Genomic DNA, 12,735 nt, shown 5'->3' on the forward strand with positions numbered 1-12,735 from the left:
ACATATCGCCACCGAAACCATGTGGAGTGGAAAAATCATCGTCTGGCGAAAATCCAATGCTTGATCGGTTTCCCATCATCTTGAACGACGACCATCTTGCCCGTGTCGCTCCGGTCGAAGGGCCGTTGCACGATCCGGGCTTGCGGATGCTGGAAGACGCCGATCTTGACATGCTCGCCGCTACGCTCACCCAAGGGCGGATGCGGCCAATTCAGATATTCGCCTACGGGTCGCTGATCTGGAACCGTTCTGCGAGATTGGGCCGCACACCACTACCATACTCGCGGGCGTTCCTATCCTCATACTGGGGAACGAACGATAACGTTGCAGTTAATTCTATGAAAGTCAGCGTCCCCTGCGCGGCGCAACGCATTACCTAAATGTAATCGCGCTATCTTGAAGAACCGAAGAAAGACAATCCTCGGTTCACGTCAATAATGATGAAAATCATCCGTACCGGTTTTATTCCCTCGCGACTCCAGCGCAATTCACACCGTGCAACAGGACGATTACCCCTGAAAGGCTCCTTTTGCGAGCTGGCAAGCTCGTTCCACCGTCGCAGCCAGCGACCCCTGATGCCTTTGTAACCAGAACCAGTCAGTTGGGCGACCACGCCCCCGGAAAACCGCGACGGATATCTCCAAGGCGCGGAATGTTTTCGTCATGGTCGATGAAGCGCACCGGACGCAATATGGCGCGCTTGCCGCCCGGATGCGCGCGGGGTTGCCCAATGCCTGTATGATCGCCTTCACCGGCACGCCAATCGACAAAAAAGACCGGAGCACCCGCGAGGTCTTCGGCGATTATCTGCACCGCTACCTGATCGACCAGGCTGTGAAAGATGGAGCGACCGTCCCGATTTATTACGAGATGCGCGATGCCCGCATTAGGATCGACGGACGCGATTTTGAACGGGAAGTTCGGGCAGCGTTCCCGGAACTATCCGAAGACGAGATTGCAAAACTCAGACGTGGCACCGGCCTTCAGGAGAAGCTAGCTGGAGCGCCGGTTCGCGTTGAGGCCATCGCCAGAGATATTCTCGAGCACTATCGAAGCACGATTGAACCGAACGGGTTCAAAGCTCAGATCGTGACCGTGAGCCGGGATGTCGCCGTAACCTACGTCGGGGCATTGGAACGGCTTGGCGCGCCAGAATGCGTGACAACCATTTCAAGTCGGATGTATAGGGTTCTTCCAATGCCTTCGGATCGGGCAGGACCATGTCCATGGCTTCGGCGAAGCGCAGGAAGTCGAGTTCGAATTTGGCGCGAACGTCATCCGGACGCAGCAGTTCAACGCATGCGTTATCGTCCTGACGGCCAAGGCCCTCGAAGAGCCGAATGGCGGCCCGGTGCCGACTTTCCAGAAGCTGGATTTTCTCGGACAGCGGGCGAAGCGCGCTGGCGATTCCATCCTCGTCGGAGAACATGTCCAAGGCATCTGCGATGCGCCGGTTATCTCCCCAATAGTCCACAACCAGCCCATAGGTCTTGCCGTCAGCGGTACGGTTGACGCGAGCAATCGCTTGCAAAAGCGTATGCTCCCGCAAAGGCGCGTCGAGATACAGAACCTGCTCTACCGGGGCGTCAAAACCGGTCAGCAGCATGTCGCACACGACCAAGATTTTTAGCGGATCCGGCGCAGCGATCTGGGCATTCTCCACGGCGCACGTCGTGTTCTTCCTGCTCGTGCATCCTGACAGCCCGGCGAGGCTGGCGGTGGCGGCCATGGAGGCGTGTAGGCGCTGGGAACCGGGTTTCGTCAGCGGCGAGTATCTAGGGACCGGATGGAACGGGGCGTGAGTTCCGCCGCCTACACTACGTTAATTAGGGCAAATCTGATCCGCTAGCTTGAAAGTCAATTCCGGCATCAGGATACGCGTCTTTTAGCTCCGTCATCGCCGCCAACCATTCTGAACCGCCCCATTGATTTGAGAAAGAATAGGTCCGGCCGTTGTAACGCACCAGTTCGGTTTCCTCACAGAAGAAACGTGGCGGCCTGAACTTCCTGCCGCCAGCCGCCATGGCTATTTCCGCGAGGCGCAGAAATTCATCTCGCTCGACCTCTCCCTCCACCGAATAAAGGGCGCGGTTTTTGCGTGGACCGCAGTGCTCGGCGACCTCCGATGGATCGTGGCCTCGATCCACAAGATGCCGGAACAGGAGATAAAGCGCATGGCGCTTCGGCACCGATACATGACGTGACTGGCCGAGGGTTAAATCGTACCGGGTAAAATCGGCGCTCGTAGTGCGCACGAACTCGCGCTCTTTTCGCGCCTTCTCTCGAACCTGAATCTGGTACTCCGCCGCTTCAGGCAAGGGAATGATCTGTTGGACATCAACCAGAACGTGTCCGTCATAGTCATATGGTTGGAGTCTGACGCACCTGATATCGATGTCCCGGCCCAGCAACCAGAGCACCGAGGTCGTCAACTCGCGTGAGAATTCTGCCGATGCGAGCACAATTTTCACGTCTTGCCCGAACTGGTCATGGTCGGGCTCAACCCATCCAAGATGTTCCAGCAGCTCAACCCTCGCATCAGTTTCCTCTCGGCCCAGCTGATGGAGATACCGCGCAAAGACATCTGCTGCCTGTTCAAAGGTCATTGTCGAGACCATAGCGGCATAGCGAAGGGCCTGAAGCTCCATATGGCCGCCGTCCTCTGAACGCTTCAGTTCGATAACAACCAGATTGGCGTCACGATCAACCCCCAGCAAATCGATACGTCGTCGTGAATCGTCCCATTCGCCGAACTCCTCCGCGATAACGAGCGTATCGGGGGCGATTACGCTGATGCTTTCGCGCAGAAGCCGTTGAAGATCGCGACGCTCATGGATCTGCATCAAGCCAAACGTCGTCTTACGTAGAGGGATTATTCTGTCCCGGGCAAACTGATAAACCGGCATGCGTTGTGTTTCCTGACGAGGCAGCTCACTGAACTCCCGAGAGAAATCCAGAATCGGTAACCGAATGCTAAATATGCAGGATCTATCTGGTCGAAGGGTAATGTTTCAGAACCGGTATATTTAAAATTTCAAGGGGCATGTGAACGGCTGCTTTATTTCCTTTCGTGTACTTTGCTTCGATGGCTCGTAACATCTATAAGCTCCGGCGTCTCAAATGGGGCGACCCAGAACAGAAGCTTAAGGTGCTCGCTGAAGATATCGGTCGAGCGGCGCAAGACACATCGCCTCGGCGAAAGCTCGCAGTGACAATACCCCGATTGCTCGCCGGATTGATGATCGTAAGCGCTTTCGGTATCGGCTACACATGGGACGGGATTTCTAGCGCCAGCGTCAAGGCGATGCTGCCGCGGGCAAACTGCAACATAAAGGGCAACATCAGCATCGAGACTGGGGAGCGCATTTTTCATGTTCCCGGCCAAAAATATTACCATGCCACCCGCATCTCGCCAGACCACGGAGAACGAAGGTTCTGCAGTGAGGAGGAAGCCCGTAAGGCGGGATGGCGTAAAGCCAGGCAGTAACGCCTACCATTCTTGCTCGAGCGCGATGTAGTCACCGATTTCGATTTCGCCGAACTCTTCGAGCGCCCATTCGATCTCGTCGGCCGTGAGGCTCATCAGTTTCGCGACCTGCTCTAACGGCATCCATTCCTCCGCGCCGGTGCGCTTGTCCCTGAGCATGATGTGCATGGGCGGTCTCCTGTGTCCAACAGAACAGGAAACCATGCCGGGAGCCGGCACATAATTATCGGTGTTTCAGGGCCAGTCCGTGGGCGCCTACATGGTGCTGGAGCGCCACATGCCTCTCCTCGGGCCGGAGAGGTACTACCGAGCGGCGCTGCCGGTGGGCGGGTATGTAGGGCCGACGGTGCGCCAGCGCCCACGAAAATATGGTCGGAGGGGCAAGACCGGCGCAGGGGCGTGCCGAAAGCCCCGCCCGGCTCACGACTACCATATGGTATCGCGCCGCCGCTCGGTCAGCGGGCGTAGGCCCTGTCCAGCGCCTCGATGGCGGCACTGCCGTCGCGGACGGCCTGCGTGTAGTGGCCGAGCGTAACCGTAGGATTGGCATGGCCGGCGATCTGCGCAACCAGACCGACCTCGATGCCCTCTGCTTGAAGCGCAGAGATGAACGAGTGCCGAGCAGAATGGGGCGTGACATAGCTGATACCGAGACGCTTGAAGGCCGGCGCCCAATAACGCTTGCGGAAGTTCTGATAAAGCAGCGGCCCGCCGCCGCCGAGGCGCGGCTTCGGCCATTCTTGCAGGCGCCCGGGACCGGGAAAGACGCGGTGCAATTCCTTACCCTTGCGCGGGCAGCGGACCCGCCACGCCAGCAACATCTCGCGCAGCACCGCGCTCATGGGAATGTCGCGCGTCCCGGCTTCGGTTTTCGTCATCTCGGTGAGCGAGCCGTCGCGCTCCTGAATGCGGCGGATGCGGATCACGTTGCGCTCGAAATCCACCTCGGACCACAGCAGGCCGAGTTGCTCCGAGGGGCGCGTTCCGGCGAGGAACGGGAAGGCGTAGTATATACCATGCTCGGGATCGTCCTTGGCGGCTGCAATCAGCTTGGCGATATGCTCTGGCATCAGGATCGCCTTCTTGGCTTTGTGCCGGGCGCGCGGCAGGCCGGTGGGAAGGCTAGGGGCGCGGGTGCCAAAATCCTCCTCGGCGAGAGCCAGGATGCTCTTCAAATGCGACTTCGCGCGATTTGCAGTGTATTGGCCGCAGTGCTCAGAGACGGCTCGGTGCCACTGGCGGATCATAGCAGTATTCAAGTCTGTCAGCTTGACGTGGCCCAAGAGTTTCAGGAACCGAGCATTCTTCGGCGCAACACCCTTCTCGGTGTAGTCGGCGCGCTGTTGCTTCGTCCCGATCAGCAGCGGGCCACGGATCGCGCCATTCACCGACACCTTGTAGCCCTTCAGCGTTGAGGGCTTCACGCTCCCCTCCTTGGTTGCCAGCCAATGGTCGATCGCCTGCGCGACCGTGGGGGCTTTGCGCTCGTCAATGAAGTTGCTGCCCTCTGCCACCTTCAGGAGCAGGGCGTTGCGGAACGCCTCCGCGTCCTTCTTGCGGTTGAAGGCGCGGCGACGACGCTGCCGGGTCAGAGGGTCCCGAAATTCTGCGTACCATTGCGGGTACAATGCTACTGTGCCGTTGCTCAGCTTGCGGCGGCGGGTGGTGCTGGTGATTGAAACTCTGAACTTATTCATGACCATACTCACACTTCAGGAAAAAAAGCGGCGAGGGAACCACGGCGCGGTGACCAGCACAATAAATCGCGAATTGTGCTTGAGAGCCGCCAGGACGGCCCGAATTGTAACCACGCGCGTAACCTTGGCCTGTTGTTGAGGGGCAAAGCCGCGAGAGAAGGCGGCCTCGGATATTTCAAAAACCATGCTGGTGAAGGGTGAAATCGCAGCCTCGAACACCTCGGCAAGGGAAGGAGGGAAGCGGCTCGTCGTTCGCCGAAACGATGCGGCAGCGTTCCAGTCGGGCGGGACGGCGGGACGGACGGACGCCTGCGGGCACCGGTATAGGGGGGCCGGCGGCGACGCGCGGCAGGCGCATACCTACCCCTCCCCCTCCCATAGTGCGTAGGTGTCCGTCCGTCCGGGCACATCAATACGGCACCTCCATGCCCGGCAATGGCTCGTCGGGCAGGTAAGACAGAGGAATGCCTGTCGCCCGCTTCTTGCCCAGCACCTTGAACTGAATGGGGTTTGGCGGGATGAAGGCATCCTCCAGCTTGCGGAGAGCCCGTTCCCAAGCCTTCTGAGCCCATGGCGTGCCCCGAAACACCTCCTCCATCGCCGGAGCGCCGTTGGCGATGTAGAAGCCTGCGGCCTCGCCCCCGGTTTCCACCCGCATGCCGTAGTTCGCCACGATGCGTGCGGCTTCCGCGAAATCGTTGCCGCGCCGCTGCTGCTCATCGCGGAGGCAGGCGAGCCAATGACCGAGGGGATAGCCGTCTACGACGAAGGACAGGAGGTGGTCGAGGCATTCCTGCGCATCGTCGCGGTAGACCTCAAGGGCGTGCCGCTCGATTGCAGGGGCGTATTCGGCGGCGAGCGCCTGCGCTTCCTCGTCCGTGGGAACCCGGCCATTCAGGGCGACGAAGCCCGCTCCGATCAGGATGCTCATATTTTGGCGATGCCGGCGATCTCCCGTCAGGTGGATGTCGATGGCGTCGGCGGCCGGCTGCACCAGAGGGGCGAGCCCGATCATGTGGAAACACCATGCCGAGCCCGTGGAGCGGAAATATACCTCGTCCTCGGCGATGCGCTTCGCCACCTCCCGGTCGTTCTCGTGCATCAGCAACTCGAACATCGAGATACGCGACTGATCGGCCGGCGACATGCCACGCGGGTTGATAGCGCTGAACAGGAAGGTGGTGCGCAGGCTGAAGCTCATCGCCTTGCCGTCTGGCGTTCCCCTCAGCACCGGCGTGTCGGCGGACGAGGCACTGCGGGCGAGCCGAAGGACGTTGCGTAGGGTGGCGTCCTTCTGGTCGGCCTCAAACTCGTCCACCAGCACCGGCAGGCTATCGGGGCCAACCATTTGGCGGATGCCGGCCTCGGAACTCTGGCCATCAGCGGAAATTGCCAGCGGGCTGAGCACGACGGAGGCGACCGTATGGATGGTGGTCTTGCCCGACCGGGCGGGGCCGTAGACAAAGACATGAGGCCGCCAAGTCAGAGCGCCGCAAATCGGCGCCATCGCGAGCCAACCGAACAGCAGGCCGGCATCCTGCGGGTTGCGCCAGTTGTAGAGCTGAAGGTGGTCCCGGAGACGCTGGGTGTCGAAGCTCAACCCGTCATCCAGCACGATACCCTCGAAGCACAGGTAGAGGAACTTCGAGCTTTCGACGGGCTGGCCGAGATTGACGATGACCTTGCCGTTCTCAAGCCAGATGCCGCGACCTCGAATGCGCAATGGATTGAACGGCCCTGCGCGTCGGCAGGCTTTCATCAACGCTTCACCAGCGGCGCTGGGGCTGAACGATCCGGGCTTCTTCCCCGGAAACCGCTGACGCCAGAAACCGGACTCGGCCAAGCCTAGCAGATACTGCCCCGAAAGAAGCTGCTGCGCGGATGCCGGGATAACGATCTTCCGAACTGGATCGAGCAGTGCGAAATGGCCGTCCTTCGTGAAGCCCAGCGGCCTCGGCTCGAAAGGACCGGGATCGTAGACTATGCCGAGCTGGATCGGCGACGTGATGTTGCCACGATGCGGGCAGCCGTCGCAGAAGCGCTCGTTCCCGAGTTCCGCACAGATGGCATCGCAGGTGCGGGGACCGGCTTCCTCAAGCGCCCGCCTGAGCTTCTTGTCGGCTTCCTTTTCACTATAGCCCGGATGCCGTGCGCTATATTCATGGAAAACCTGATCGCCGTCCTTGCAGCGCGCCGTGATCGACGCCGTTGCGTACCAGTTAGGCTCATCGGCCGAGCCTGCACCTTCCCCGGTATAGTGGCCGTACCACGGGCATTCCTGCTGGATCGCAAAATGGTCGGCACGATTTGCCGAAACCGCTTTCGGCGGCTCGCTGTCAGCCGAGGGCAGTTCTCGTTCCAGATCGCTTAGCGACAGCCGGTTATCCGGATTATATTCGATGACGACGACCGGCTTCGGCGTGCCCGATTTGTGATTGAACGTCGTCGGCACGCGGAAGACGCGGGCGAGATCGCTCACATTGTCGATCTCGTAGCCGGCGCGCTCGAAATGGGTCGCCAACGCGCGGGCAAAGCGCCGCGAAAGGGCCTGAGCCCTGCGCCGCGCCTCTCGATTGTCCATGAAAATCGGCTTTTCAAGTTTGAACAGGGCATGCAGCCCATTACCGGTGTTCTGGATGAAGAACGGCTGGAACTCGAATGAATGGGTCAGTTCGAGCGCGGTACTGGAATCTGGCGGATACCGCTTGGCGCTGTCCTTTGCGGTTGCGAAATCGATGTCCGCGATGAAGCCGGGCAACAAGATGGCGGTCTCGTTCGAGCCGCGCGCGGTGGATGCGAGGTCGTCCGGCTGGGTACTCAGCCCAACATACAGATCTTCGATATGCTTGCGCTTTTCGACATCGAGAATGAGCCGGGGGATCTCCCCCGGTCCAAATGAGCTCGTCATCTTGCTCTGACGGCTCCAGATTTTCAGCGCACCGTCAAATTGCGGACCCCAGAACTCGGTGAAGAAGTCTGCGAGGGAGAAATCAGCTCTCATCGGAGCCTCCCTGCCGGCAGGAGTCGATGTATGTCATCACCTCGGACAGCTTGACCAGCGGGCGCGAGTTATAGGGGCGGTAGACAGGTATATGTCCGGCCTTCGCCAGCCGCTGAACCTGCCAATACTTTGCGCCGACCGCCTCGGCAGCCTGGCCAATGGTAATTGGTACGTCGAGTGACTGCGTACTATTCAGTAACGATTCCATGATGTTGTCCTCATATGGGCGTTGAAGAGGACTCCTCAATTAACCGGAAAATCTTCCCCTGTTTGGGGAAAAACTCGCCGGAGGACGAACATGGCGCATGACGATGAGCGAGATAATGCCGAACCAGAATGGTACGGCGAGGCAATCGGTCCGAGATTTCTGGACAAGCTGTTGCTCGCAATCATCGACGCACACTCGGAACCGAGCAACGCGCCCGCTTCCGATGCCCAGCGTCGCCGCCACCGATTGAGGGCGGCCAAAGAAGCGTTGCTCGGTGAAACCTCACCGGAAGGACGGCCAGCCGTTTCCGACGATGAAATCCTGCGCTGGATTGGCTGCCAACACTACAAGGACCTCGCAAACCGTAACGCGCGGCTCCTGATGAAAATGTCCGCAGGTAAAAAGCCTCGTTCTGCCCGCAAGCTCGTAGACGAAGCTGCCGTTGTCTTCAAACTGACTGATAGCGATCAGGAAAGAATCCGAAAGAAATTCACCTCTCAGAAGGACAAATGGCTAAATGACGCCAAATACCATGACGACATTCCGGAAACGATCGAGTTTCAGAGTTTGGAAAGCATCCGGGAAATCCTCGGACGGAACGGCATCGCGATGAAACTGCGTGAAGTTCCAAATCGGCCTTCATAGATGCGGTGGGACACATTTGCCTGATAGGACGGACGGACACCTGAGTACTATGGGAGAGGGAGGGGGGTATACGGCCGCTGCCGCTGTAGACCCCCTCCCCCCGTGCCGCACGGGCGTCCGTCCGTCCGACCGTCCGGTCTAGCCGAACCATACGGATGCGCGCCGTATCCCCGCATGCACCATATTCCCCCGGGCTCATGCGCGCGCGAAACCCATTCGAATAGTAGTCCCCTGTAGGGCCGTCTGCTTTCGAGACTGTGTTCGCGCGCCCGGTGCCGTGGTGCGCAGCGTCTCTACTATACCGGCCCCGGGGTAGAGACAGGGGACGGATGCCGTGCCCTGTCGGACTACCTGGATACATGCACCATACCCCCGAGGACCTATACACCGCCGCGTCCCCGCGAAACTGGCCCTCCTCAGTGGAGATAGTGGAGCAAGAGTACTCCTGCTTCCGCCTTCGGCCCCGTCGCTCCGCGCCCTGTGCTATACTGTGACACATGCTCCACTATCTTGCTCCACTACCCCCCTCTGCTCCACCCCTGAGATGGAGACGAAAGACCCGGGAGCGCGGCGACGCGATGACGCGCCTGCCGTGCGCCAGTTCGGGGTAGCCTGGAGAGGGGGACGTGCCGGGGCGCTGCCCCACGCGCGCCGGTGCAGCTGCGCCGCCGGTGTCGCTGGGATAGCAAAGCAGTTTCCTTTCGGTTATTTCGTCGGCCGGTCAACCGTTCCCGGAACAGCCATATCGTCTTGGCATCAGGAACACGATCCGACAGCCCAAGTCCAAGGAAACGCATGAAGGAGAGACGGTCGTTGATCAGATACTCGGTGCGCTCGTCAGACAGCGTGTTGATCGTCTGGATCACCAGGATCTTGAACATCATCACCGGATCGAAAGGCGGCCGGCCGCCTTTGCTGCCATCGCTGTAGGAGAGCGCGGCCGCCAGTTCAGGGCGGAACAGCTCGAAATCAACGGCGCGAGAGAACCCTTCGAGCTGGTCTCCAAGCCCGCTCAGTCGCGCCAGTCGATCATCAATGTCAAAGAAACCCGGCTGATCCATATCCAATTCCCAAAAGCACCAAAGGGGACGGAATCACGGACACGCCTTCAAAGCCAGAGATTCTTCGATCCTTCCAGCTTACTCGGGCAATCGGACGGAATCCGTCAAACTGCATACGATCGGGAGAAGAAGACAACTCTGCTGAGCAAAAAATGCTTACATCCCCGTGGATATTGTCTTCACCGCCTTTCTTAATTTGGGCAGCGCCCATGAGCTCGACACCAATTGGAAACGAGAAATTCACGGGAACTCGCAAGGCCTCTGCGAGTTCGATCCTGCCGCTGCGATTGACTGCGATACAATCCCGGACATTCGCGGCCTGAAGCCGGAACTTGTCGGCGTGGGGCATGGAGGCCTCCCGAAGCTTACCTCGGGGGGCGTCCGTGAGGGCCGTGGTGAATGAGACCTCGCGGCTCCAGCGGTCCGGCTTCGCCACAAGCAATCCGGCCCGGCCTCCCGCGCCGTCTTGAGGGCGGCGGCCGATTGAAACCTGTCGCCGCGCTTGACCCCGCGCGTCGCGCCCGGTTCGTTGGGCTTTACCGGGGGATGAAAGCCGGCGTCGGCCGCCTCTACGGCCGACGCCATGCGCGGGTCCGAAGGATGCCGTGCTATCGTCGTTTCCGGGCTTCGCCGGCCGCCCGGGGACGGCGCGCGGCTCGGATGTTCAGGCGGTTGCCTCCGATTGCGAAATTCTTGCCGCGACCAGGTCCAGCCGCGCCGTCGCCGTCTCGTCGAGGGTCGACAGGGACAGCGGCGAGCGGACGCCGCCTTGGTGTATCCCGATCCTGCTCATCAGGTATTTGATGCCGACCGGGATCGTCACCGAATAGGCGACGTCGCCCACGTCGCTCAGGATCCTCGTCAATCGGCGTGCTTCAGTGGCGTCGCCGCGGTCGATGGCGCGATGAAGGGCGACCACCGTCCTGGGCATCAGGTTGCAGAGCGAGCCGAAGCTGCCGGTGGCGCCGACGGCGTATGACGGCAGGATCATCGGCTCGTGCGCCTGGATGACGCGGAAATTCTCCGGGGCGCCGGCGGCGAGCGCGCCGATCTCGTTCATGTCTTCGGTGGTTTCCTTCACGCCGACGATGTTCGGGCAGGCCTCGGCAAGCCGCAGGATCGTCGCGCGAGACATCGTCTTGCCGCCGCGGGCCGGCGAATTGAAGAGCAGGACCGGCAGCGCCGACTCCTTTCCTATCGAGGAAAGGTGCGCGAACATGGAATTCTGGTCCATTGCGTAGAAGTAGGGCGGGATGACCATGATCGCGCTCGCGCCGATCTTCGCATAGCGCTCGGAAGCATCGAGAATCTGCTTCTGGCCCGTGAGGAGGGCGGCCGCCAGCACGGGCTTGCCGCCCGCGCCGTCGATCACGGCCTTGAGGCCGGCCTCCCTCTCGGCGGCATCCATCGACAGGAATTCGCCGGTCCCGCCGGCAAAGCACACGACGTCGAATCCAGCATTGGCAGCCCGGTTGCTGAACGCGGTCATGGCGTCCAAGTCCAGCGTCTCGTCCGCCTGGAACGGGGTGACGAGGGAGGCAATGGCGCCCTTGATCATTTGGGATCATCTCCTTTGCGATGATGGGAAGGGAAACCGCCGCTCAGCCCAGGATCGGCGTGCGCCAGCCCGGGTTCACGTTGTTGCGGAGGTGGTTGTGGAACAGGAAGTCGAGCACGATTTCCGTCGAGAAGACGCGCGTGTCGATGTAGCCCGCCTCCGAGAAGAACGCCGCGTGGGGCGTGAAGGCGACCCTGCCGGCAATCCACGGCTCGTTGCCGCGCCAGGCGGAAATCAGCGGGTGGTCCGGCCGGGGCGGCTCGACGGGAAGGACGTCGAGGCCGACGGCATCGAGATGACCGGACTTGAGGGCGTCATACACCGCGTCGATGTCGACGAGGCCGCCGCGCGCGATGTTGAGAAGGATCGAGCCCTTCTTCATCTGGGCGAGCTGCCTGGCGGCGATGTAATTCCGCGTCTCCGGCGACAAGGGCGTATGCAGGCTGACGATGTCGGCGCGCGCGTAAAGCTCCTCGGCGGTCTTGACGCGCTCGATGCCGAGCCCGAGCTCGTGACCCTCCGAAACGTAAGGGTCGTAATAGATGACCTTCATGTCGAAGCCCTGGGCGCGCCGCGCGACCGCCGTGCCGATCCGGCCCAGGCCGATGGCACCGAACGTGGCCCCGCGGATTCGCCGCACCACCGGCGCGCCCTCCGCCAGAAAGCCCTTCACGGGATCGGCGCGGAGCTGCCTTTCATAGGTGCCGATGCCGCGCACCAGATAAAGCAGCAGGGCGAGCGCATGATCCGCAACTTCGGTCGTGCCGTAATTCGGCACGTTGCAGACGGGAATGCCCTTTCTCGCGCACGCCACCGTGTCGACATTGTCGTAACCGACCCCGACGCGCACGATCATCTTGCAGCGGTCGAGCTTGGCGATCACGTCGGCCGTCAGCTTCATCTTGTGCCAGATCTGGATGGCGTCGCAGGTGCGCCATTCCTCGTCCGGGACCGCCGAAGGGTCCCTTTCCCGATAGACGGCATAGTCGAGCCTGTCTCCAGAAACGGACTTCTCGATCTCCTGATCGTCAAGGTGCGCGTCGGGAATTAGAACACGATAAACGGGCATTGGTGTTTT

At 60.7% G+C, this 12,735-nt stretch carries 10 protein-coding genes and 3 pseudogenes; 3 read left to right on the plus strand and 10 right to left on the minus strand.

Features of this window, described 5'->3' with window-relative positions:
- Positions 1–615: 615 nt before the first annotated feature.
- Positions 616–1,158 (plus strand): annotated as a pseudogene (locus tag M9945_RS17525) (DEAD/DEAH box helicase); the annotation flags it as partial.
- On the opposite strand, the pseudogene M9945_RS17530 reads toward M9945_RS17525, so the two are convergent.
- Positions 1,139–1,636, minus strand: a pseudogene (locus tag M9945_RS17530) (DEAD/DEAH box helicase); the annotation flags it as partial. The pseudogenes M9945_RS17525 and M9945_RS17530 sit on opposite strands and share 20 nt — an antisense overlap.
- 190 nt (positions 1,637–1,826) lie before the next feature.
- Entirely contained in the window at positions 1,827–2,906 is a 1,080-nt protein-coding gene (locus M9945_RS17535) for a hypothetical protein (RefSeq protein WP_367945628.1), read from the minus strand.
- Positions 2,907–3,085: 179 nt separating this feature from the next.
- Here M9945_RS17535 and M9945_RS17540 point away from each other — a divergent pair, with 179 nt between their 5' ends.
- Positions 3,086–3,487: a hypothetical protein gene (locus tag M9945_RS17540; RefSeq protein WP_367945629.1), complete on the plus strand. Its 402-nt coding sequence runs from the start codon at positions 3,086–3,088 to the stop codon at positions 3,485–3,487.
- Between the two features lie 3 nt (positions 3,488–3,490).
- On the opposite strand, the gene M9945_RS17545 is transcribed toward M9945_RS17540, so the two are convergent.
- The 4 genes from M9945_RS17545 to M9945_RS17560 all read right to left on the minus strand — a co-directional run bounded on the left by M9945_RS17545 (position 3,491) and on the right by M9945_RS17560 (position 8,393).
- The gene (locus tag M9945_RS17545) at positions 3,491–3,655 is read right to left on the minus strand and encodes a hypothetical protein (protein WP_367945630.1); all 165 of its coding nucleotides are present in this window, start codon (positions 3,653–3,655) and stop codon (positions 3,491–3,493) included.
- A 287-nt stretch (positions 3,656–3,942) separates the two neighbouring features.
- Positions 3,943–5,184: a tyrosine-type recombinase/integrase gene (locus tag M9945_RS17550; RefSeq protein ID WP_367945631.1), complete on the minus strand. Its 1,242-nt coding sequence runs from the start codon at positions 5,182–5,184 to the stop codon at positions 3,943–3,945.
- A gap of 409 nt (positions 5,185–5,593) precedes the next feature.
- Complete coding sequence (locus M9945_RS17555; protein WP_367945632.1) at positions 5,594–8,185, minus strand: hypothetical protein; 2,592 nt, start codon at positions 8,183–8,185, stop codon at positions 5,594–5,596.
- Positions 8,175–8,393, minus strand: a complete 219-nt coding sequence (locus tag M9945_RS17560; RefSeq protein WP_367945633.1) for a hypothetical protein — start codon at positions 8,391–8,393, stop codon at positions 8,175–8,177. The genes M9945_RS17555 and M9945_RS17560 overlap by 11 nt, the downstream gene beginning before the upstream one ends.
- A gap of 90 nt (positions 8,394–8,483) precedes the next feature.
- Here M9945_RS17560 and M9945_RS17565 point away from each other — a divergent pair, with 90 nt between their 5' ends.
- Entirely contained in the window at positions 8,484–9,038 is a 555-nt protein-coding gene (locus tag M9945_RS17565; protein ID WP_367945634.1) for a hypothetical protein, read from the plus strand.
- Positions 9,039–9,757: 719 nt separating this feature from the next.
- Here the strand turns inward: M9945_RS17565 and M9945_RS17570 are convergent.
- The 4 genes and pseudogenes from M9945_RS17570 to M9945_RS17585 form a co-directional block, all read right to left on the minus strand.
- Positions 9,758–10,099, minus strand: a pseudogene (locus M9945_RS17570) (transposase); the annotation flags it as partial.
- On the minus strand, positions 10,077–10,448 hold the full coding sequence (locus tag M9945_RS17575) for a hypothetical protein (RefSeq protein WP_367945635.1): 372 nt from the start codon (positions 10,446–10,448) through the stop codon (positions 10,077–10,079). The gene M9945_RS17575 and the pseudogene M9945_RS17570, both read right to left, overlap by 23 nt.
- Before the next feature lie 315 nt (positions 10,449–10,763).
- The gene (locus tag M9945_RS17580; RefSeq protein ID WP_367945636.1) at positions 10,764–11,657 is read right to left on the minus strand and encodes a dihydrodipicolinate synthase family protein; all 894 of its coding nucleotides are present in this window, start codon (positions 11,655–11,657) and stop codon (positions 10,764–10,766) included.
- A 43-nt stretch (positions 11,658–11,700) separates the two neighbouring features.
- Complete coding sequence (locus M9945_RS17585; protein WP_367945637.1) at positions 11,701–12,726, minus strand: C-terminal binding protein; 1,026 nt, start codon at positions 12,724–12,726, stop codon at positions 11,701–11,703.
- Between the last annotated feature and the right edge of the window lie 9 nt (positions 12,727–12,735).

Source organism: Aquamicrobium sp. (assembly GCF_023954335.1).
Taxonomy (GTDB): Bacteria; Pseudomonadota; Alphaproteobacteria; order Rhizobiales; family Rhizobiaceae; genus Aerobium.